Origin of the sequence: Streptomyces sp. NPDC096013, from assembly GCF_044763565.1 — a bacterium.
Classification (GTDB): domain Bacteria; phylum Actinomycetota; class Actinomycetes; order Streptomycetales; family Streptomycetaceae; genus Streptomyces.
The window spans coordinates 367285-388079 of the sequence record NZ_JBIWGK010000005.1 but is presented as its reverse complement, the minus strand read 5'-3'; the positions used below and the strand labels follow the sequence as shown (position 1 = coordinate 388079).

The following is a 20795-nucleotide window of genomic DNA, read 5'->3' as shown; positions in this document are numbered from 1 at the left end:
GTGGGTCAGCCTTCCTGAAGGGTGGTCAGGCCGTGCTCGATGAAGAGGGGGACCAGTTCGCCGATGCGGTCGAAGCCGGGGCCGACCGTCTGGCCCAGGGTGTAGCGGTAGTGGATGCCCTCCAGGATCACGGCGAGCTTGAACCACGCGAACGCCGTGTACCAGGAGACCGCCGACACATCGCGCCCCGAACGCGCGGCGTACCGCTCGATCAGCTCGGCCGGGGCCGGGTGGCCGGGGGCCGAAGCGGTCGTGGAGATGGGGGAGTTGGGGAGGTCCAGCGGCATGCTGTACATCACCAGCAGGCCCAGGTCGGTGAGCGGGTCGCCGAGGGTGGACATCTCCCAGTCGAGGATCGCCTTGATCTTGTCGTCCTCGCCGATCAGGACGTTGTCGAGGCGGTAGTCGCCGTGCACGACCGCCGGTGCGGGGGAGACGGGGAGGCGGCGGCCGAGGGCCGCGTGCAACTCGTCGACGCCGGCCAGGTCCCGGTTGCGGGAGGCGTCCAACTGCTTGCCCCAGCGCCGGAGTTGGCGGTCCAGAAAACCCTCGGGTCGGCCGAAGTCCGCGAGCCCCACCTCGGCGGGGTCCACCGCGTGCAACTCGACCAGCGTGTCGACCAGTTCGAGCACCGCGCCCCGGGTGCGCTCGGGGCCGAGCGGGGCGAGGTCGCCCGCCGTGCGGTACGGGGTGCCCTCGACGAACTCCATGACGTAGAACGGGGCTCCGAGCACCTCGTCGTCCTCGCAGAGGAGGATGGGTCTCGGTACCGGCACGTCGGTCGGGTGCAGGGCGCTGATCACCCGGTGCTCGCGCTTCATGTCGTGCGCGGTGGCCAGAACATGGCCGAGCGGGGGCCGTCGTACGACCCACGTCGCGGTGCCGTCGGTGACCGCGTAGGTGAGGTTCGACCGTCCGCCCTCGATCAGCCGGCCGGACAGGGCGCCGGTCACCAGACCGGGCCGCTCGCGGTCGAGCAGACCGCGCAGCCGGTCGAGATCGAGTCCGGGCGGGTGGTCGGCGCTCATACATCACTCCTACGAACGGAGGGGCAGGACTGCACCCATCATGCCGACCGGTCGGTATGTCGTCCAGTGCGGGAACGAAACGTGACCGGGGCCACCATAAGCCGACAGCTCCCCGCGCCGGGCGACGGGGAGCTGTGCGTCAGTGGTTCCGGGCCGTTGCGGACCGCTGTGGATTGGGTGTGGGCTCAGTGGTCGTCCCAGTGGTCCTCGTGCCGGGCGTGGCGGTGGCCGTCGTGGACGTAGTCGACGTGGTCGCCGTGCAGCACGCTCTCGTGTCCGCAGTCCTGGCCGTGCCGGTGTGCGTGCTCCTGGTGGGTGACGTGGGTGCCGGGCTCGCACTCGTCCCAGTGGCCGCCGTGTTCGCGGTGCAGGTGGCCGTCGTGGGCGTAGTCGACGTGGTCGCCGTGGGGCACGGCGGCGTGGCCGCAGCCCGGGCCGTGCGTGTGGGTGTGGGAGTCGTGCTCCAGGTGAAGGGTGGTCATGGGGCTCACCTTCGGGAGTGGGGGCGATGACGTCCGACAGGGTGCCATGAGAAGCGGGCGTATGGGGTTATATGGGGTGCGTGGCGCGGGGGTTGGGGGTGGGGGTGGGTGGGGTGACGGGTGGGGGTGGCTCGCGTTGTTGGCGGGTGCGGGTGGGGTGACGAGAGGGGGTGGCTCGGGTCGTTGTCAGGTGCGGGTGGGTGGGGGCTGGTCGCGCAGTTCCCCGCGCCCCTAAAGGGGGTTGGGGGTGGGCTGGGTCGTGCCGTCGCGGGCCCGCTCTTCGCTCGCCGCTCAGTGCGCGAGTGCCGCTGCGGCTCCGCTCTTCGCTTGCCGCTCAGCGCACGAGTCTCGCCGTGACCCCGGTCCTCGTTCCTCGCTCAGCGCACGAGTGCCGCCGTGACCCCGCTCTTCGCTTGCCGCTCGGTGCACGAGTCTCGCCGCGACCCGGCCCTCGTTCCCCGCTCAGTACGCGAGTGCCGCCGCGGCTCCGCTCTTCGCTTCCCGCTCAGCGCACGAGTCCGGCCGTGACCCCGATCCTCGTTCCTCGCTCAGTGCGCGAGTGTCGCCGTGGCTTCGCTCTTCGCTCCTTGCTCAGTGCGCGAGTGCCGTCGCGGCCCCGCTCTTCGCTCCTTGCTCAGTGCGCGAGTACCGCCGTGACCTCGCTCCTCGTTCCCTGCTCAGTGCGCGAGTACCGCCGCGACCTCGCTCCCCGTTCCCCGCTCACCGCGCGAGTACCGCCGCGACCCCGCTCCTCGTTCCCCGCTCAGCGCACGAGTGCCACCGCGATCCCGATCCCCGCTCAGTACACGAGTGCCGCCGCGCACACCGCCAAGGCCACCGTGCACAGGGTCGCCGCCACCGCCTGCCTCGGGGGCAGGGTTGGGGGGATTCCGGCTGTCGCGAGGGTGCGGATTCGGTGGTGGGCCAGTGTCAGGAAGGCCAGCCAGAGTGTGCAGCAGAGGGCGCAGACGATGATGCCGGGCGGGTGGACGCCGCCGTGGAGGGCCGCCTTCATCGCGAGGACCGCGGCGACCGTGCTGGACAGGGTCGTGCGGCGCCAGGCCAGGCGGGTGCGCTCGGGCTGGAGGCCGGGGTCGCGGTCCGGGGCCGGGGGGCGGGTCATCCGGCCCAGCCGGCGAGGACGACCACGACCATCGCCAGGGCGACGATCGCCACCGCGACGCTCAGCAGCGCCGGGAAACGGGAGACCGGCAGATCCTCGCCCCGCCGCATCGCCCGCTCGCACCGCACCCAGTGATTGACCGCGCGCAGCGCGCACAGCACGCCCGCCGCGAGCAGGGCCAGCGCCAGCCCGGCCCGCCAGGCCCAGCGCAGGTGCGGCAGGAACTGGTCCACCGCGAAACCGCCGCCGATCAGCGCGAGCGCGGTCCGCAGCCAGGCCAGGAAGGTGCGCTCGTTGGCCAGCGAGAACCGGTAGTCGGGGGTGCCGCCCTCCTCGCTGATCTCCTGGGGCGCGAACCACAGCCGGACGTTCCGCACGAATTCGATCACGGGCAGGACCCTATCCGGCCGTTTCTTCCCGGTACGCCGTCAGCCTCGCGTAGGCCGCCAGGCCGTCCGGCACCCACTCCCACTCACCGAGCCGCCGTCCGATCTCGTCGTCGGTCAGGAAGTCGTGCCAGGCGACCTCCTCGACCTGCGGGCTGACCGGAAGTTCGCAGCGCACCTCGTACACCGCCGACCACCACGTCCGCCCGGCGCCGTCGTCGTACAGGAACTTGAAGAGGAACGTGGGGCGGGGCAGGCCGGACACGCCGAGTTCCTCCTCGGCCTCGCGGAGCGCCGCGTCGTCGTAGGACTCGCCCGCGCCGACCACTCCGCCGACGAACATGTCGTAGAGGGAGGGGAAGACGAGTTTGGTGGGGGTGCGGCGGTGGACGAAGACGCGGCCCCGCGCGTCGCGGGCCTGGATGAAGGTGGCGCGGTGGCGCAGGCCCCGCGCGTACGCCTCGCCGCGGGGGGACTGGCCGATGACCTGGTCGTGTTCGTCGACGATGTCGAGGATTTCGTCAGCTGCGCTCATGCCCCCATCCAAACAGGGCCGCGCCGACGACCTCGTCCCGGCGGGGGCCCGGGGTCAGTGCGGCTGGAGTGTCCGTGCGGACTGCGGCCTCGCCGTGCCGCGCGGCATCGCGGGGTGCATGCCGAGGAGCAGGATGCCGACGACGATTCCGGCGAGGCCCACCGCCTCCCAGGCCAGCGCGCCGGTGTCGGTGCGCAGCCGGTCGCCCAGGAAGCCCACGCCGCAGATGATCCCGGCGAGTGGCTGCGCCGCGGTGAGGGCCGGCAGGGACATGCGCAGGGGGGCCGTCTCGAACGCGCTCTGCACGAGGACGAGGCCGGTCACCCCCAGGGCGAGCACGCCGTACGGCTGCCAGCCCGTGAGGAGTTCGGTGAAGCCGCCCGCGCCGAAGCGCTGGCCGCTGACCCGGGTGAGCGCGTCCTGCACGCCGTAGAGCAGGCCGGCCGCGAGGGCCAGCAGGACCGGGGCCGAGCTGAGGCGGGAGCGTTTGGCGTAGGTCGTCAGGAGGAGGGCCAGGCCCACCATGACGCCGATGATCAGCCAGTGGCGGAACGGGTCGGTGACGGCCGTGCCACTGCGTGGTTCGCCCGCGACGATGAACGTCGTGACGCCGCCCGCGAGGAGCGCGAGGCCCGCCCAGCCCTGGCGGCCCAGGGGCTGCCGGGTCTGCTTGCGGGAGAGGGCGAGGGCGAAGAGGAGGTTCGTGGCGAGGAGCGGTTCGACGAGGGAGACCTCGCCCTTGCCGAGCGCAATCGCGCCGAGCACCATGCCCGCGACCATCAGGGCGATGCCGCCGAGCCAGCGCGGGACCCGCATCAGGTCGAGCAGCAGCCGCGGCGAGAGGAAGTCGTTCAAGGGTGCGTGCTGGGCCGCGTTCTGCTGGAGCACGAAGCCGAAGCCGAGGCAACAGGCCGCACTCACGGCGAGCATCAGAACCAGAACCGACACGCTGCGTACCTCGATCGTTGGGCCGGGTTACGGGGTGCGTTGCGGCGACTGTAGCGTCCCAGGGCCCGGCGTGCCCCTGGGAGTACCGGAAGCGGACGGTCGACGCGGTCACGATGCTCTGACGACCTCGGACACGATCGGAGGCGGCGGCGGGACCGTGCTCCCATGGTCCGTCGCCGCGCGCCCGAGCGCCATGGCGTACGCCACACCGGCTCCTCGCGAACGGTGCGGAACGTACCGTCCGGGGTAACGGAACCAGCCACAAGTGCCGCTCCCGTCAAGGTAGTTGACAGGTGTAACAGGCGTACGCCACTTGACGCGAAGCGTTGGCTGAGGGTTTGCTGTGCGTGATCGGCCGATGGCAGGCCGATGTCCCGCAGCGTCGCGTGAGGATCGTGAGGAATACCCGGGTGTCCCCACCCCCGCCACCCCTCGGACGCCGTCACAAGCGCCCGTCCCAGGCTTTCGACGCCGCGCTCGACGACGGTCGGCTCGTCGCCGCGCGAGCCGCTCTGGCCCAGGGCCGCTGGCAGGCGGCGCGCGGACTGCTCGCCCAGACGGGCGACGACTGGGACGTCCGCGCCCACCGCGTCACCGTCCTCGCCCAGGAGTCCTACACCGCCGCCTGGGCCCGCGACTGGCTGCTCGCCGAACCCGAGTCCGGTGACGCCGCCGTGCTGCTCGCCCTGGCCCTCGTCCAGCGCACGCTGGCGGGCAAGGAGAAACCCGCGTGTGCTCGCGACGCCTGCCGTACGGCGTCGGCCAGGCTGCCCGATGATCCGACCCCGTGGCTCGGACTGCTCCTGCTGGAGCACACCCTCGGCACCGACGAAGGCGTCGTCCAGCTCTTCGACGAGGTCCGCCACCGGCACGCCGACCACCACCACGCCCACCATCTGATGGTGGCCCGGCTCGCCGAGCGCCGGGCCACCGCGGGCCTCGACCCGCTGCACGAGGTCTACGACTTCGCCTACTGGGCCGCCGAACAGGCCCCCGCCGACTCCCCGCTCGCGATCCTCCCGGTCGTCGCGCACGCCGAGCGCTACCGGGTCCTGGCCGCCGCCGGCCTGGAACCCGCCGACCCGGCCGCCTCCGGGCACTGGGCCGGACGCCGGGCCCGGCAGGTCATGAAGGCCGCCTTCGACTGGTGGCTGGAGTGGGAGCAGGAAGGCCACCCGCGCCGCCTGGTCGACCTCAACTTCCTCGCCCACGCCAAGTGCTGCGAGGGCCGGGGCGCCGAGGCCGCCGCCCTGTTCCTCCGCATCGGAGAGCACCCCACCCCGGCGCCGTGGTCCTACCCGGACCGCGACCCCCTCACCGCCTTCCGCACCGCACGCGACCACGCGCTCGGTATGTCGTGACGTCATCGCGCCGACGTGACGACCCCGTGGCGACGGAACTCCCTCGCGCCGACGTTCCCGTGACGCCCTCCCCGTAGCGACCCGAAAGGACGTTCCCGCCATGACGACGGGCAGTTCCAGTACGAGCAGCGCCACCGCGGACGGCGGCGGCATCAGCACGTTCAGGGGACAGGAACGCGCCCTGCGCGCCGACCGTCTCGGCACCGGGGGCCTGCTGCTCTCCGTGCTCGCGGCGACCGCCCCCCTCATGGTGGTCGCAGGTGTCATGCCCACCACATTCGCGGTGATGGGGATCGAGGGGCAGCCCCTGCTCTTCGTCCTCCTCGGGGTCGTCCTGGTCCTCTTCAGCGTCGGCTACGCGGAGATGAGCCGGCACGTCCACAACGCGGGCGCGTTCTACGCGTACATCTCCCGCGGCCTCGGCGGCACCGCGGGCGCGAGCGCGGCCCTGGTGGCACTCGTCGCGTACAACGCTCTCCAGGTCGGCATCTACGGCATCTTCGGCTTCGAGGTCTCCGGCCTGTTCTCCACCTACGCCGACCTCCAAGTCGCCTGGTGGATACCGGCGTTGGCGGCCGTCCTGGTCGTCGGCATGCTGGGCTGGCTGAAGATCGACGTCAACGCGCGCGTTCTCGGCGTCCTGCTGATCATCGAGGTCGCGCTCGTCGTCATCTTCGACATCGCCGCCGTCGCCGACCCGGCCCAGGAGGGCCTGTCGCTGCACGCCTTCAACCCGGACACCCTCAGCGGCGCCGGCGTCGGCACCGCCCTGTGCTTCTGCATCGCCGCCTTCCTCGGCTTCGAACAGGCCCCGGTCTACGCCGAGGAGACCAGCCGCCCGCACATCCTGGTGCCCCGCGTGATGTTCCTGGCCGTCGGCGGCGTCGCCGTCTTCTTCGCGCTCAGCTGCTGGGCGCTGACCGTCGCCGCCGGGCCCTCGCAGATCGTCGGCGTCTCCCAGAAGCAGAGCGCGGGCCTGCTCTTCCACCTCACCGAGTCCCGGCTCGGCGGCACCTTCACCGACGTGCTGCACGTCCTGTTCGTCACCGGCATGTTCGCGGCGATGCTCAGCTTCCACAACGTCGTCGCCCGCTACGCCTTCGCCATGGGCCGCGAGGGTCTGCTGCCGTCCGCCTTCGGCCGTACGACGGGCTCCAGCGGCGCGCCCGGCACCGGCTCGCTGCTCCAGACCGCCGTGTCCGCCGTCATCGTGGTCGCCTTCGCGATCGCCGACGACAAGCCGACCGGCGACCCCACCGAACCCGTCCTGCACCTGTTCACCTGGTTCGGCAACATCGGCGCCCTCGGCGTGATCCTGCTGATGGCCGCCGCCTCCGTCTCGGTGATCGTGTTCTTCGCCCGCCGCGGCTCGGCCCGCGCCCAGATCTGGCGGCTGGTCACCTCCGCGCTCGCGGGCATCGCGCTCGTCGTGATCGCCGTCTACACGGTCAGGGACTTCGACGTCCTGGTGGGCGCGGGCCCCGACTCCGCCCTGAGCTGGGTCCTGCCCGGCATCGTCGGTCTCGCCGTGCTCGTCGGCCTGGCCCAGGGCCTGTTCCTGCGCGCCCGCGACCCCGAGGCGCACGCCCGCATCGGACTCGGCAACGAGGCGTTCCAGCTGGAGAAGGCGGCGGGGGAGACGCCGTAGCGCGTCCCCGTGCCTCTTCGTTCCCCTTCGTTCCTCTTCGTTTCGTCCTCGGGGTCTCTGAGAAGCGCGTAAGAAGTGGTTACGGAAGTCTGACGGGCACCCGCGATCTCTGGCCGCGCCGGGGTCGCGGGTGTTCGAATGAGTCCGTGAACCCTGAACAGCCCGAGCCTGCTCCACCCGAGGAGGAGAAGGCGGAGGGCCGGCCGATCGGTCGCCGGGTCCTCCTCGGCACCCTCGGCCTGGGCGCCCTCGGCGTCGTCACCGCGCCCGCCCTCCAGAAAGGCATGGAGGGGTTCCTCGGCGCGATGTCCGGCGAGGACCCCACGGGCCTGACCGGACTGCTCCCGAACGGCGGCGGCTTCCGCTACTACTCCGTCACCGGGTCCGTGCCGCACAAGAACGCCGCGAACTACCGGCTGACCGTCGACGGCCTGGTCGACAGACCGGCTGCCTACACCCTCGCCGATCTGCGCGCGCTGCCGCAGACCCGGCTGGTCAAGGACGTCCAGTGCGTCACGGGCTGGCGGGTCCCCGGGACCCCCTTCGAGGGGGTGCGCCTGTCCCGGCTGCTGGACGCGGCGGGAGTGCGTGCCGAGGCCGGGGCGGTGCGCTTCACCTGCTTCGACGGCGCCTACACGGAGAGCCTGACCATCGAACAGGCCCGGCGCTCCGACATCCTGGTCGCGCTGCGCATGCAGGACAAACCCCTCGGCCACGACCACGGAGGCCCGGTCCGCCTCTATGTGGCCCCCATGTACTTCTACAAATCCGCCAAGTGGCTCTCCGGCATCACGGTCACCGAGCATGTGAAGCCCGGCTACTGGGAGGACCGGGGCTACGACGTCGACGCCTGGGTCGGCAAGTCGAACGGACGCGACGATGCCCCTACGAACTGAAGCCCACGCCGCGCGGACGGAACCCTCGGCCCGCGTCCGCCGCTTCGGCCGCGCCGAACGCTGGGTGCACCGGACGACGGCCGCGCTGATGGGCATCTGCGTGGCCACGGCTGCCTGCCTGTACATCCCGCAGTTCGCCGAACTGGTCGGCCGCCGCGAACTCGTCGTCCGCATCCATGAGGTGGCCGGGGTCGCGCTCCCCGTGCCGGTCCTGATCGGCCTGATCTCGCGCGGCTTCCGCGTCAACCTCGGCTTTCTCAACCGCTTCGGCCCCCATGACCGCGTCTGGCTGCGCGGCGCCCTGATGCGCGACAAACGCCGCTCGGCGCGCCCGGCGGGCAAGTTCAACGCAGGCCAGAAGGTCTACGCCAACTGGATCGCCGGCGCGACCCTGGTGATGCTCGGCACGGGCCTGATGATGTGGTTCACCCACCTCACCCCGATCATGTGGCGCACCAGCGCGACCTTCGTCCACGACTGGCTCGCCCTGACCATGGGCATCGTCCTCGGCGGCCACATCGGCATGGCCCTGGGCGACCCGGAGGCCAGGGCGGGGCTGCGCACCGGGTCGGTGAGCCGGGAGTGGGCCAAGCGCGAACACCCGCTCTGGAAGCCGTAGCGCTCCGCCGGGGGGCCGTTCTCCGTCCGCGGCGGCGTCGTGGCCGGGCGCGCCCACGCGGCGGAGCCGCATGTCGATACAGCCCCGCGCCCCTTCGGGACGCCCCGCTCAGCCCCTGAAGTCGAGCAGCACCTTGCACGACCGGGTCCGGTCGGCCGCCAGCGCGAACGCCGACTCCGCCGCCCGCACCGGCACCACCGCACTGACCAGCGCGTCGAACGCGGGCTCCACGGCGAGGAGTCGCAGCGCGTCGTCGAACTCCGAGTCGAAGCGGAACGCGCCCCGGAGCTCGATCTCCCTGCTGACGACCAGGTTTCCGGCGAACGGACTCTGCCCCGGCGGCAGCATCCCGAGCTGTACGACGACCGCGCCCCGCCGCACCAGCCGCAGACAGGTGTCGAGCCCGGCCGCCACCCCCGACGCCTCGACGGCCACGTCCACCTCGGACGGCCACCCGGAGTCGTCCGGATCATCGGCCCGTACGACGGTGTCGGCACCGGCAGCCGTGGCGTACTCAAGGGCCGCCGGGAGCAGGTCGGTCACCGTCACCCGGGCCGCGCCGGCCGCCTTCGCCGCCGCGACGACCAGACAGCCGATCGGGCCCGCGCCGGTGACCAGCACATGGCGTCCGGTCACGTCCCCGGCCCGCCGTACGGCGTGCAGGGCGACGGAGAGCGGTTCGGCGAGGGCGGCCCGGCGCGGTTCCAGGCCGGCCGGGAGCGCCCTCAACTGCTCCGCGGGGACGGTGACCTGGGCCGCGAAACCGCCCTGGACGTGCGGGAAGCGGGCCGCGCTGCCCAGGTACGCGGTGTCCCGGCACACGTTGCGCCGGCCGTCCACGCACTCGGGGCACACCCGGCAGGGAGTGGCCGGGTGCACGGCGACCGCCGTACCGGGGACGGGACCTGTGGCCCCGGGGCCGTAGGACAGGACCGTGCCGACGATCTCGTGGCCGAGCAGCATCGGCTCCCTGAGGCGGAAGTCGCCGACGCCGCCGTGGCGCCAGTAGTGGAGGTCGGAGCCGCAGACGCCGCCGTAGCGGACGGTGACCAGCGCCTGGCCGGGGCCGGGCGCCGGAGCCGTCAACTCCTCGACCCGCAGGTCGTCCTGACCGTGAATCACACAACCCAGCATGTCCGGACCCCCGGTTCTCTACAGCACGCTCGTCATGCCGCCGTCGACGTACAGGATCTGTCCGCTCACGAAGTCCGCGGCGGGCGACGCCAGGAACAGCACCCCGCCCACCAGGTCCTCCGTACGGCCCCAGCGTCCTGCCGGCGTCCGCCCGCGCACCCAGGCGCTGAACTCCTCGTCCTGGACCAGGGGTTGGGTGAGTTCCGTCTCGATGTAGCCGGGGCCCAGGCCGTTGACCTGGACTCCGCTCGGGCCCCAGTCCGCGCACATGCCCTTGGTGAGCATCTTCAGGGCGCCCTTGGTGGCCGCGTAGGGCGCGATGCCGGGGCGGACCACCTCGCTCTGAAGTGAGCAGATGTTGATGATCTTCCCGTGCCCGCGTTCCGTCATCCGGCGGGCCGCTTCACGGCCGACCAGGAACGCGCTGGTGAGGTTGGTGTCGACGATGCGGTGCCAGTCGGAGTCGGTGAACTCCAGCAATGGGGCGCGCAGTTGCATGCCCGCGTTGTTCACCAGGATGTCCAGCGGGCCGACGCGCTCCTCGACATCCCTGATCCCGGCGGCGACCGACGGACCGTCGGTCACGTCGAAGGCCGCCGTGTGGATGTCGCCGTGGAGTCCGGCGGCGGCCTCGGCGAGGCGTTCGCCGTTCCGGCCGTTCAGGACGACCGTGCAGCCGGCCTCGGACAGGCCCCGGGCGAGGGCGAGTCCGATGCCCCGGCTGGAACCGGTGACCAGGGCCGTACGGCCGCTGATGTCGAAGAGCGGGTGACTCATTCCCGTACCCCTAGATGATCAGCGAGAGGAGGAGGACCAGTCCGCCGCCGACGACCGAGATGACCGTCTCCATGACCGACCAGGTCTTGAGGGTCTGGCCGACACTCAGACCGAAGTACTCCTTCACCAGCCAGAAACCGGCGTCGTTGACATGGCTGAAGAAGACGGAGCCCGCACCGATCGCCAGCACGAGCAGCGCGGTGTGGGTGGTCGACATGTCGGCGGCCAGCGGGGCGACCAGACCGGCCGCGGAGATGGTGGCCACCGTCGCCGAACCGGTCGCGAGCCGGATCGCCACCGCGATCAGCCAGGCCAGCAGCAGCGCCGGGATCGACCAGTCCTTGGAGATGTCCAGGATCATCTGGCCGACACCGGAGTCGATCAGCGTCTGCTTGAAGCCGCCGCCCGCGCCGACGATGAGCAGGATGCCCGCGATCGGCATCAGGCCCTTCTCGACGGTCGTGGAGAGCCGGTCCTTGGTGAACCCGGCCGGGCGGCCCAGCGTGAACATGCCGACGATGACGGCCGCGAGGAGCGCGATCAGCGGCGAGCCGATCACGTCGAAGACGCGCTGCACGGTGTGCGCGGGGTCGTCGATGATGATGTCGACCAGGGCCTTGGAGAGCATCAGCACGACCGGCAGCAGGATCGTGGCGAGGGTCGCGCCGAAGCCGGGACGGTTCTTCACGTCCTCGGACGGGCGGGCCGGGAGCATCCGCTCGGGCGCCTGGACGTCCACCCAGCGGGCGGCGACCTTCGAGAACAGGGGGCCCGCGATGATCACGGTCGGGATGGCGACCAGCACGCCGAGCGCCAGCGTCAGACCGAGGTTGGCCTTGACCGCGTCGACGGCGACCAGCGGGCCGGGGTGCGGCGGGATCAGCGCGTGCATGACCGACAGACCGGCCAGCGCCGGGACGCCGATGCGCATCAGGGAGTAGTTGCCGCGCTTGGCGACCATCAGGACGACCGGGATCAGCAGCACGATGCCGACCTCGAAGAACAGCGGCAGGCCGATCACGGAGGCGATCAGGACCATCGCCCACGGCATCGACCGGGGGCTCGCCTTCGCGAGGATCGTGTCGACGATCTGGTCCGCGCCGCCCGAGTCGGCGAGCAGCTTGCCGAGGATCGCGCCCAGCGCGATCAGGACACCCACACCGGCGACGGTGGAGCCGAGCCCGGTGCTGAAGCTGGTGATGACCTTGTCCAGCGGCGCCCCGGCGAACGCGCCGAGCGCGAGCGAGCCGATGGTCAGCGCCAGGAAGGCGTGCATCTTGAACTTGGTGATGAGCAGGACGATGACGGCGATGCCCGCCAGTACGGCGATGCCCAGCTGAGCGTGTCCGGCCGAGGTGATGGGCTCGACGGGGTCCGCTGCCAGCATCTCGACGCTGAGTCTGGTCACGGTGTTTTCCTTGCGGATATGGGGAGTTGAGGTGGCGGGGAGGACTAGGCGGTCGGCTCGGGAACCTGCGCGAGCGCGGTCATGGCCCGTTCGGCGATCTGCTCCGGGCTGCCGGTGACGTCCACGGCGACGCCCGCCTCGTCCGCCTCCAGCGGCTGGAGCGTGGCGAACTGCGAGTCGAGCAGCGCGGTCGGCATGAAGTGGCCGTGCCGGTGCGCCATACGGTTCTCGATGAGCGCGCGGTCACCGGTGAGGTGCACGAAGACGACCCCGGGGGCCGCGGCGCGCAGCCGGTCGCGGTACGACCGCTTCAGCGCGGAGCTGCTGACGACCCCGCCGAGTCCCGCGCGCCCGTGCGCCCAGGAACCGATGGCGTCCAGCCAGGGCCACCGGTCCTCGTCCGTCAGCGGGTGCCCGGCCGACATCTTCGCGATGTTGGCCGGCGGGTGGAAGTCGTCGCCCTCGGCGTACGGAACGCCGAGCCGGGCCGCGAGCAGGGGACCGATGGTGGTCTTCCCGGTGCCCGCCACTCCCATGACCACGACGACATGGGGGGTACGCATGGCTGCCTCACTGTCTCCGTCGACACCTGATGTCGAACCCACTGAAACCGATTAGGTACGACGAATTCAAGAGTCTGTGACATATAAGTCTGACTTTTTAGTTCCGTGACGCGCCCCGTACGCTGAGTGCATGACCACTCCGGGCCGCGGGTTGCACGGCCGCGTACTCGACTCCCTCGGCCCCGCCATCACCGCGGGCGCCTATCCGCCGGGCAGTGTCCTGCGCACGGACGAGCTCGCCAAGGACTTCGAGGTCTCCCGCTCCGTGATGCGCGAGGCGGTCCGCGTCCTCGAATCCATGCACCTCGTCGAGTCCCGCCGCAGGGTCGGCGTCACGGTGCGCCCCAAGGCCGAGTGGAACGTCTACGACCCGCAGGTCATCCGCTGGCGCCTGGCCGGCGCGGACCGCCCCGGGCAACTGCGCTCACTCACGGTCCTGCGCTCCGCCGTCGAGCCGATCGCGGCGGGCCTCGCCGCCAAGCACGCCACGGCCGAGCAGTGCGCGGAACTCACCGAGTGCGCGATCGGCATGGTCGCCAACTCGCGCGGCCACCAGCTGGAGGCCTACCTCGTCCACGACGTGGCCTTCCATCGGGTGATCCTCACCGCCTCGGGCAACGAGATGTTCGCCCGCCTGGGCGACGTCGTCACCGAGGTCCTGGCGGGCCGCACCCACCACGAGGTCATGTTCGAGGACCCCGACCCCGCCGCCGTCACCCTTCACGTGCAGGTCGCGGAGGCGGTCCGCGAGGGCGACGCGGTCCGTGCCGAGACCCTGACCCGCGAGATCACGGTGGGCGCCCTCCAGGAACTGGACATCCTGGCCCCGTAGGCGACCTGGGGTGTTCGCTGTCCCTACTCCAGGAACTCCCCGTCGAGATACACCCACGCCCCGTCGACCCGCTCGAAGCGACTCCGCTCATGGATCGCCCCGCCCTGGTACGAGGCCCGGAACGTCACCGTCCCGGCGGAGTGGAACGCCGACCCGCCGGTCCTGTCGATGATCTCCAGCCCCGTCCACCGCATCCCCGGATCGAGATCGAGGGGAGCGGCGGGACGCGTCCGCGGATGCCAGGTGCGCACCAGATAGGGCGCGTCCAGCCGCACGAACGCGGTGTAGCGGGAGCGCATCAGGGCCTCGGCGGTGGGGGCGGTCGCGGGGCCCGAGTGGTAGCGGCCACAGCACTCTTCGTAGGGCTGGGAGAGGCCGCAGGGGCAGGTGGTGCGTGGGGTCATGGGCATATTGTGCCGGGGCTACGCTCGCGGACGTTCGGGGGTGACGCGCAGGGGCAGCCGGACGTAGGCATCCTCGGGCAGCCGCGTCTCCCTGTCGCGGGTGAGCGTCGCGCAGGCCAGGAGCGGCAGCGGCTCCCCGCAGGGAGGGTCGGTGACCTCGTCCGCGGGAGCGGCACCGATGAACTCCACGAGGAGGGCGCCGGTGACCCGGGTCCCGATCTGCCGCACGAAGTTCGCCGGGAGCGTCCACTCGACTCCCTGGTGCAGGATTCCGCCGGGACTGCGGTGCACCCGCCTGACGAACCACTCCTCGTCCCGCATCTGCGGCGCGCTGCGCGCCCTCAGATGGGCCGCGGCCGACGTCATCGCGTTGATCTCGGGAAAGCCGGCCAGCTCGGCCGTGAGCCTGCCGGCGGCCTCCAGGACGGGTCCGGCCGCCCGCAGGTCCCTCGCCAGAGTGGTCCGCCACGCCCGCTCGTCCGCCACCGGCGGCAGGTGGTACACCACGGCCTGGACGTCCTTCACCCGCCAGCCGCCCACGGCCGGGAACAGCAGCGTCACCTTCACCGACGGCGCTTCGTCCCCGGTGTACCCGAGCGACCACACGTAGAGATACCCGGTGAAAGGGCGCCCGCTGTCCGGTCCCGTGGCGAACATCTGCTCCAACGGGACGGACCGCGGCTCGGTCTCCCCGTAGACCTCCAGCCACTCACCCGTCTCCGCGAAGCCCCGGCTCCATGCGGCTGCCATGACATCACCCCCGTGACCTCACCTGATGCACCGTCAACTCGACACTCGCGGTGCGGAGCATCCGTTGGCAACGGGGCGCACCGCTCACACCGCGATGCCCGTCTCCGCCGAGGGCATCGGCGGCAACGCCCCCCGGTACACCCACGCGTCGAAGAGCTGGTCCAACGGCTCTGAGGTGAACCGGGACGCGTGAGAGGTGAACGTCGCGGTGGTCACCGTGCCGTTGCGGTGCTGGGTCGTCCACCCTCGCAGCATGCGGAAGAACGCGATGTCGCCGAGCGCGCAGCGCACCGCGTGGACGGCGACGCCGCCGCGTTCGTAGAGGCGGTCGTCGAACATGGACTTGCGGCCGGGGTCGGCGAGCCGCAGGTCCTGGGGGAGGGTGGCGAGCAACCGGTGGGCGGCTGCGGCGTGTTGGTGGGCCGTGCGGCCACCGGAGCGCTCGGACCACAGCCACTCCGCGTACTTCGCGAAGCCCTCGTTCAGCCAGATGTGGCGCCAGTCGGCGATGGAGACGCTGTTGCCGAACCACTGGTGGGCCAGCTCGTGCGCGACGAGCCGTTCCGAACCCCGGGCCCCGTCCACGTGGTTGGCGCCGAACAGCGACAACCCCTGTGCCTCGACGGGGACATCGAGCTCCTCCTCCGTCACCACGACCGCGTACTCGTCGAACGGATACGGCCCGAAGATGTCCTGGAACAGCTCCATCATCGCGGGCTGCCGCGCGAAGTCCCTGGAGAACTCGGGGAGCAGGTCCGACGGGATGTGCCCGTGCTGCGGGACCCCGCCAAGACCCGGGTCGCCCAGCAGCACCGTCTGGTACTTGCCGATCGACAGGCCGACGAGATAACTCGACGTCGGCGCGGACTGTTCGTACACCCACGTGGTCGTGGAGGCCTTGGTGGTCCGGGTGAGGAGCCGCCCGCCCGCCACCACCGCGTACGCCGACGGCGTCGTGATCGAGATCTGGTACGACGCCTTGTCCGCGGGCCGGTCGTTGCACGGGTACCAGGACGGCGCCCCGATCGGCTGGCTCGCCACCAGCGCCCCGTCGGTCAACTCCTCCCAGCCGAGGCCGCCCCAGGGACTGGCGACCGGCTTGGGGTTGCCCGACCAGTGGATCTCCACGGTGAACGCGGCACCGGCCCGCAGCGGCTTCGCCGGACGCACCCGGAGCCGTCCGCCGCGGTGTGTGTAGTGCGGCTGGCGGCCGTCCACCCGGATCCGGCCGATCTTGAAGTCGCCCAGGTTCAGCTGGAATTCGGGCAGCGGCGCACGGCCCGCTATGGCGTTGATGCGCGCCGTGCCGGAGAGACGGTTGGGGCCGGGGCGGTAGTCCAGCGCGAGCTCATAGCGGTGCACCCGGTAGCGGGCATCGCCGTTTGCCGGGAAATACGGGTCCGGACCCGCCGCCTGCTGAACGGTCACTGCTGCGTCTGCTCCCTGCGCTGTGCTCGTATCCCGTACCCGTGCACCGCCCTCCGAAGCCGACGCCGCGTGACCTGTGTTCAGGATCGCCATGACTCGATCGGATTGCCCAGCCAGCGGGTGTCGTCCGGGACGGACTCCCCCGCCATCACCAGCGACGCGGGCCCCAGAGTGGTACGGGCCCCCACCTCGCTGCCGGGCAGGACGATTCCGCCAGGACCCAGCGTCGCGCCCTCACGGAGGACCACAGTATCCGTCCGCAAGATCCGGTCGTGGAAGAGGTGGGTCTGGAGCACACAGCCGCGGTTCACCGTGGCGGCGTCCTCCAGGGTCACCAGGTCGGTCTCGGGCAGCCAGTAGCTCTCCACCCACACGCCCCTGCCGATGTGCGCCCCGAGCCCGCGCAGCCAGGCCGTCAGCAGCGGAGTGCCCGGCACCGAACCGGCCAGCCACGGCACCGCCACCACCTCGACGAAGGTGTCGGCCAGCTCGTTGCGCCACACGTAACCGCTCCACAGCGGGTGCTCGTCACCGCGGTGCCGGCCCACGAGCAGCCACTTCGCCACGATCGAGACCAGCCCGGCCAGCGCGCCCACCGCCAGCAGCACGAGCCCCGACAGCAGCGGCGCCCACACCCCCAGCGCGCACAGCGCGGCCACCGTCAGCACGGCAAGCCCCGCCGAGCAGAACACCGGCACGATCCGGCACAGCTCCACCAGCCCGCGCGCCCACAGCAGCTTGGCCGGCGGATCGTACGTCCGGCTCTGGTCGCCGCCGCTCGTGCTGCGCGGCAGCTTCACCGGCGGCAGCCCCAGGTACGACGTGCCCTTCTTCGCCTTCTTCGGCGTCGCCGACAGCACCCCGACGAGCCCGCCGTCCGGCACGCTCCGCCCGGGCGCGGTCATCCCGGAGTTCCCGAGGAACGCCCGCCGCCCGATCTCGGCGCGCCCGATCCGCATCCAGCCGCCACCGAGCTCGTACGGCGCGGTCAGCGTGTCGTCGGCCAGGAACGCGCCCTCGCCGACCGTGGTCAGGCTCGGCAGCGCGAGCACGGTCGACACCTCGGCACCGCGCCCGATCCGCATGCCGAGCATGCGCAGCCACACCGGCGTGGCGAGCCCGGCGTACAGCGGGAACAGGGTCTCGCGGGACAGGTCCATCAGCTGCGTCACGGTCCACGCCTGCCAGCCGATCCGGCTGTGCGTCGGGTGCGTACCCTCACGCAGCCCCAGGCTGAGCAGCCGTACCCCGACCAGGATCAGCAGCGCGTACGTCAGCCCGAAGGACAGCGTCGCGGGCACCAGCGCGACCGCCGCACCCCGCAGGGCCCCGCCGAGTCCGTCACCGGGCGCGATGAACGCGCTCGCCACCAGCAGCGATACGGCGACGGAGACCACGGGGAGCATGGTCAGCGCGAAGCCCGTCACGCCGTACATCACGCGCCAGTACGTGCCCCGCTGCGGGCGCTGCTTGGGCCAGTTGTGCTTGGCCTTGCCGAGCTTGACCGCGGGCGCGCCCGCCCAGCGCTGGCCGGTCGGGACCGTGCCGGTGACGGCCGAACCCGGCGCCACCTCGGCCCGCTTGCCCACCCGGGCGCCGGGGAACAGCATGCTGCGCGTGCCGACGACGGCGTGCGCGCCGACCTTGACCGGGCCGATCTCCAGACGGTCGCCGTCCAGCCAGTAGCCGGACAGGTCCACCTCGGACTCGACCGCGGCACCGCGGCCCAGCTTGAGCATGCCGGTGACCGGCGGGAGGGAGTGCAGATCGACGTCCTGGCCGACCTTGGCGCCGAGGGCACGCGCGTACCGCTCCAGCCACGAGCCCGTCAGGGACGTCGCCCCGCTGAACTCGGCCAGCCGCTCCGCCGCCCACAGCCGCAGATGGACGCTGCCACCGCGGTCGTAGCGTCCCGGCTTCACACCGCGCAGCAGCAGGCGCGCGCCGCCGGCGGCGATCGCGAGCCGGCCGGGCGGGCTGAAGAAGAGCAGCGCGCCCGTGGCGACCAGCCACCAGGAGGCGGTCGGCAGCCAGGCGTAGCCGCCCAGTACGTTGCCGAGGGCGGCCAGCGCCACCGTCCAGCGCAGCCCGACCAGCGTGAACAGGGGGATCAGCGCCAGGAGTTGGACCACCTTGGCGCGGGTCGGCACCGGGGCGATCAGCCGCGCGGTGCCGTCGCCCTGCGCCGAGTCCTCCAGGTGCCGGGCCAACTTGCGCAGCGTCGGCTGCTGGTAGATGTCGAGGACGGCCGCGCTCGGGTACCGGGTGCGCAGCCGCGTGGTCAACTGCGCGGCGGCCAGGCTGCTTCCGCCGATCGCGAAGAAGTCGTCGGCCGCGCTGCTCACGGGGATGCCGAGCACCTCGGCCCACTGCTCCGCGAGCCAGGCCTCCGTGCCGTAGAGCTGCTCCTTGGCGCCGCCGGTCTCCAGGCCCTCGAGCGGCCAGGGCAGCGCGTTGCGGTCGACCTTGCCGGACGTGCGGGTCGGGAGGTCCTCGACCGGCGCGATCAACGGCACGAGGGCGGCGGGGAGTTCGGCCCGCAGCTTCTCGACGGCGGTGGCCTGGTCCCAGCCCTCCTGGGTGACGACATAGCCGACGAGGAGCTGGTTGCCGCTGCGCGCGGTGCGCACGGCGGCGGCCGCTCCGGCGACACCGGGCAGCGCCTGGAGCGCCGCGTCCACCTCGCCGAGTTCGATCCGGCGTCCGCCGAGCTTGATCTGCTCGTCGGCCCGGCCAAGGAAGACCAGCCCCTCGGGCTCCGCCTTGACCAAGTCGCCGCTGCGGTACGCCCGTTCCCAGCCGAGCGATTCGAGGGGCGCGTACTTCTCCGCGTCCTTCTCGGGGTCCAGATAGCGGGCGAGACCGACCCCGCCGATCACCAACTGCCCACTGCCGCCCATCGGTACGGGCACCCCGGCCTCGTCGACGACGGCCAACTCCCAGCCGTTCAGGGGCAGTCCGATACGGATCGGCTCGTCGCCGGTCATCAGGGACGCACAGGCCACGACGGTCGCCTCGGTCGGCCCGTAGGTGTTCCAGACCTCACGCCCCTCGGTGACGAGCCGCTGCACCAGCTCGGGCGGGCAGGCCTCACCGCCGAAGATCAGCAGGCGTACGTCGTTCAGCGCCTCCGGCTCCCACAGGGAGGCCAGCGTCGGCACGGTCGAGACGACGCTGATGTCCTGGTCGACCAGCCACGGGCCGAGGTCGGCGCCGCTGCGCACCTGCGAGCGCGGCACCGGCACCAGACAGGCGCCGTAGCGCCAGGCCAGCCACATCTCCTCGCAGGACGCGTCGAACGCGACGGACAGCCCCGCCATGACCCTGTCACCCGGACCGATGGGGTCCTCGGTGAGGAACAGGGCCGCCTCGGCGTCCACGAAGGCCGCCGCGCTGCGGTGGGTGACGGCGACGCCCTTGGGCTTGCCGGTGGAGCCGGAGGTGAAGATGATCCACGCGTCCTGCTCGACACCGGGCCGGGCGGCCGGGGCCTCGCTGTGTCCGAGCACGGTCAGCGCGTGCCCGGCGCCGATGACGGCCCGCACGTCGGCCTCGCCGAACACCAGCTCGGCCCGCTCGTCCGGGTCCTCGGCGTCCACGGGCACATAGGCGGCACCGGCGGCCAGCACGGCGAGGATGGCGACGTACAGATCGTTGGTCCCGGAGGGGACACGCACGCCGACCCGGTCGCCGAGGCCGACACCGGCCGCGGCCAGGGCGCGGCGCAAGGTCTCCACCTCGGCGGCCAGCGCACGGTAGGTCAGGCGGACGGTGCCGTCGTCCAGAGCGAGTTCGTCGGGATACGAGCGCACCGACGCGTCGAGAATGTCGACAAGAGTGCGGGGCGAAGCGGCGGGCGCCGCGGAGAAGCGTGCCGTATCGCCGAACTGTGTGCGGATCTCATCGTCAAGCCCGAGAGCGCTGCTCTCGTGTATGGCTGCCATCGGTCCTCGCGTCTCGAACCCGGACATCTCCGGGGTGCTGGCGGGCCCGCAGGTATGCCTGGGGTTGTCCAGCTCCAGCTCCGTTCCGTAACAAGCCGGAAATTTTAGTACGACGCTAGGCTCCGGGCCTGCCGACGGCCACTCGGGGCGGCCGAACGGGGGCGCTCCGTGAGCGCGCGACAACGCTCTGACCTGGTGATCTTCAGGCCGAAGGAGACATCCCCCACAAAAGCGGCGAGGGCCGCGACCAGTGCTGGTCGCGGCCCTCGCCGTCGAGTGTGTCCGAGGGGGGACTTGAACCCCCACGCCCGATAAAGGGCACTAGCACCTCAAGCTAGCGCGTCTGCCATTCCGCCACCCGGACAAGGTGTCTGTCGCGCGTGGTTTCCCCCGCGGCGACGAAGGAAACATTACCAGGCTTCCAGGGGTGGCCGATCACCCCCCGTCGCCGCCCCGCCCGGCCCCGTCCCGCGTGAACGGCGTGTGACGGGCCGGGACCGCCCTTGGGGTGCGGGGCGTGGGAGAGGGA

Annotated in this window: 19 protein-coding genes and 1 tRNA gene; 5 read left to right on the top strand and 15 right to left on the bottom strand. The window is 71.8% G+C overall.

Translation table 11 applies throughout. From position 1 onward, the window contains the following. Positions 1-5: 5 nt before the first annotated feature. The 6 genes from ACIRB1_RS19850 to ACIRB1_RS19825 all read right to left on the bottom strand — a co-directional run bounded on the left by ACIRB1_RS19850 (position 6) and on the right by ACIRB1_RS19825 (position 4502). Positions 6-1028, bottom strand: coding sequence for a phosphotransferase family protein (locus ACIRB1_RS19850; protein ID WP_352180232.1), 1023 nt, complete (start codon positions 1026-1028; stop codon positions 6-8). Positions 1029-1213: 185 nt separating this feature from the next. Further along, positions 1214-1510: a hypothetical protein gene (locus ACIRB1_RS19845; protein ID WP_352180233.1), complete on the bottom strand. Its 297-nt coding sequence runs from the start codon at positions 1508-1510 to the stop codon at positions 1214-1216. 799 nt (positions 1511-2309) lie between these two features. After that, positions 2310-2633 carry a DUF202 domain-containing protein gene (locus ACIRB1_RS19840; protein WP_352180234.1) on the bottom strand — a complete coding sequence of 108 codons (324 nt, stop codon included), beginning with the start codon at positions 2631-2633 and terminating at the stop codon, positions 2310-2312. Then, positions 2630-3022 (bottom strand): YidH family protein, encoded by a 393-nt coding sequence (locus ACIRB1_RS19835; protein ID WP_266767151.1) that lies wholly within the window; start codon positions 3020-3022, stop codon positions 2630-2632. Before ACIRB1_RS19835 ends, ACIRB1_RS19840 begins: the two co-directional genes overlap by 4 nt. Before the next feature lie 10 nt (positions 3023-3032). Continuing rightward, positions 3033-3554, bottom strand: a complete 522-nt coding sequence (locus ACIRB1_RS19830; RefSeq protein ID WP_352180235.1) for an NUDIX domain-containing protein — start codon at positions 3552-3554, stop codon at positions 3033-3035. Between the two features lie 54 nt (positions 3555-3608). Next, positions 3609-4502 carry a DMT family transporter gene (locus ACIRB1_RS19825; protein WP_352180236.1) on the bottom strand — a complete coding sequence of 298 codons (894 nt, stop codon included), beginning with the start codon at positions 4500-4502 and terminating at the stop codon, positions 3609-3611. Between the two features lie 410 nt (positions 4503-4912). Between ACIRB1_RS19825 and ACIRB1_RS19820 the strand changes: the two genes are divergently transcribed. The 4 genes from ACIRB1_RS19820 to ACIRB1_RS19805 all read left to right on the top strand — a co-directional run bounded on the left by ACIRB1_RS19820 (position 4913) and on the right by ACIRB1_RS19805 (position 9026). Then, on the top strand, positions 4913-5863 hold the full coding sequence (locus tag ACIRB1_RS19820) for a hypothetical protein (protein WP_403466385.1): 951 nt from the start codon (positions 4913-4915) through the stop codon (positions 5861-5863). Positions 5864-5963: 100 nt separating this feature from the next. Beyond that, positions 5964-7511 (top strand): APC family permease, encoded by a 1548-nt coding sequence (locus ACIRB1_RS19815; protein ID WP_352180238.1) that lies wholly within the window; start codon positions 5964-5966, stop codon positions 7509-7511. Between the two features lie 146 nt (positions 7512-7657). After that, a complete protein-coding gene (locus tag ACIRB1_RS19810; protein ID WP_352180239.1) occupies positions 7658-8407 on the top strand; it encodes a molybdopterin-dependent oxidoreductase in 750 nt (249 codons plus the stop codon). Then, positions 8391-9026 (top strand): cytochrome b/b6 domain-containing protein, encoded by a 636-nt coding sequence (locus tag ACIRB1_RS19805; RefSeq protein WP_352180240.1) that lies wholly within the window; start codon positions 8391-8393, stop codon positions 9024-9026. The genes ACIRB1_RS19810 and ACIRB1_RS19805 overlap by 17 nt, the downstream gene beginning before the upstream one ends. Positions 9027-9134: 108 nt before the next feature. Here ACIRB1_RS19805 and ACIRB1_RS19800 read toward each other — a convergent pair whose 3' ends face one another. From ACIRB1_RS19800 to ACIRB1_RS19785, 4 genes are read right to left on the bottom strand one after another with little or no spacing between them, the layout of a single operon-like run. Continuing rightward, positions 9135-10160 carry an L-idonate 5-dehydrogenase gene (locus ACIRB1_RS19800; RefSeq protein ID WP_403466384.1) on the bottom strand — a complete coding sequence of 342 codons (1026 nt, stop codon included), beginning with the start codon at positions 10158-10160 and terminating at the stop codon, positions 9135-9137. A gap of 18 nt (positions 10161-10178) precedes the next feature. Further along, positions 10179-10937, bottom strand: a complete 759-nt coding sequence (locus ACIRB1_RS19795; protein WP_403466383.1) for an SDR family oxidoreductase — start codon at positions 10935-10937, stop codon at positions 10179-10181. A 10-nt stretch (positions 10938-10947) separates the two neighbouring features. Next, a complete protein-coding gene (locus tag ACIRB1_RS19790; protein ID WP_352180243.1) occupies positions 10948-12345 on the bottom strand; it encodes a gluconate:H+ symporter in 1398 nt (465 codons plus the stop codon). Between the two features lie 44 nt (positions 12346-12389). Continuing rightward, entirely contained in the window at positions 12390-12908 is a 519-nt protein-coding gene (locus tag ACIRB1_RS19785) for a gluconokinase (RefSeq protein WP_352180244.1), read from the bottom strand. A 130-nt stretch (positions 12909-13038) separates the two neighbouring features. Here ACIRB1_RS19785 and ACIRB1_RS19780 point away from each other — a divergent pair, with 130 nt between their 5' ends. Then, positions 13039-13740: a FadR/GntR family transcriptional regulator gene (locus ACIRB1_RS19780; protein ID WP_352180245.1), complete on the top strand. Its 702-nt coding sequence runs from the start codon at positions 13039-13041 to the stop codon at positions 13738-13740. A 23-nt stretch (positions 13741-13763) separates the two neighbouring features. On the opposite strand, the gene ACIRB1_RS19775 is transcribed toward ACIRB1_RS19780, so the two are convergent. From ACIRB1_RS19775 to ACIRB1_RS19755, 5 genes are all read right to left on the bottom strand, one after another. Then, positions 13764-14144: a YchJ family protein gene (locus ACIRB1_RS19775; protein ID WP_403466382.1), complete on the bottom strand. Its 381-nt coding sequence runs from the start codon at positions 14142-14144 to the stop codon at positions 13764-13766. 18 nt (positions 14145-14162) lie between these two features. Further along, positions 14163-14894: a hypothetical protein gene (locus ACIRB1_RS19770; RefSeq protein WP_403466381.1), complete on the bottom strand. Its 732-nt coding sequence runs from the start codon at positions 14892-14894 to the stop codon at positions 14163-14165. Between the two features lie 84 nt (positions 14895-14978). Continuing rightward, on the bottom strand, positions 14979-16322 hold the full coding sequence (locus tag ACIRB1_RS19765) for a M1 family metallopeptidase (protein WP_403466380.1): 1344 nt from the start codon (positions 16320-16322) through the stop codon (positions 14979-14981). An 80-nt stretch (positions 16323-16402) separates the two neighbouring features. Next, positions 16403-20266 carry a Pls/PosA family non-ribosomal peptide synthetase gene (locus ACIRB1_RS19760; protein ID WP_403466379.1) on the bottom strand — a complete coding sequence of 1288 codons (3864 nt, stop codon included), beginning with the start codon at positions 20264-20266 and terminating at the stop codon, positions 16403-16405. Between the two features lie 279 nt (positions 20267-20545). Further along, a tRNA-Leu gene (locus tag ACIRB1_RS19755) sits at positions 20546-20630 on the bottom strand. Positions 20631-20795: the final 165 nt, after the last annotated feature.

Coding starts and splice junctions, on each gene's coding strand:
- ACIRB1_RS19805 (WP_352180240.1), top strand. CDS start 8,391: ATGCCCCTACGAACTGAAGCCCACGCCGCGCGGACGGAACCCTCGGCC.
- ACIRB1_RS19770 (WP_403466381.1), bottom strand. CDS start 14,894: ATGGCAGCCGCATGGAGCCGGGGCTTCGCGGAGACGGGTGAGTGGCTG.
- ACIRB1_RS19795 (WP_403466383.1), bottom strand. CDS start 10,937: ATGAGTCACCCGCTCTTCGACATCAGCGGCCGTACGGCCCTGGTCACC.
- ACIRB1_RS19800 (WP_403466384.1), bottom strand. CDS start 10,160: ATGCTGGGTTGTGTGATTCACGGTCAGGACGACCTGCGGGTCGAGGAG.
- ACIRB1_RS19815 (WP_352180238.1), top strand. CDS start 5,964: ATGACGACGGGCAGTTCCAGTACGAGCAGCGCCACCGCGGACGGCGGC.
- ACIRB1_RS19845 (WP_352180233.1), bottom strand. CDS start 1,510: ATGACCACCCTTCACCTGGAGCACGACTCCCACACCCACACGCACGGC.
- ACIRB1_RS19850 (WP_352180232.1), bottom strand. CDS start 1,028: ATGAGCGCCGACCACCCGCCCGGACTCGATCTCGACCGGCTGCGCGGT.
- ACIRB1_RS19785 (WP_352180244.1), bottom strand. CDS start 12,908: ATGCGTACCCCCCATGTCGTCGTGGTCATGGGAGTGGCGGGCACCGGG.
- ACIRB1_RS19840 (WP_352180234.1), bottom strand. CDS start 2,633: ATGACCCGCCCCCCGGCCCCGGACCGCGACCCCGGCCTCCAGCCCGAG.
- ACIRB1_RS19780 (WP_352180245.1), top strand. CDS start 13,039: ATGACCACTCCGGGCCGCGGGTTGCACGGCCGCGTACTCGACTCCCTC.
- ACIRB1_RS19830 (WP_352180235.1), bottom strand. CDS start 3,554: ATGAGCGCAGCTGACGAAATCCTCGACATCGTCGACGAACACGACCAG.
- ACIRB1_RS19760 (WP_403466379.1), bottom strand. CDS start 20,266: ATGGCAGCCATACACGAGAGCAGCGCTCTCGGGCTTGACGATGAGATC.
- ACIRB1_RS19775 (WP_403466382.1), bottom strand. CDS start 14,144: ATGACCCCACGCACCACCTGCCCCTGCGGCCTCTCCCAGCCCTACGAA.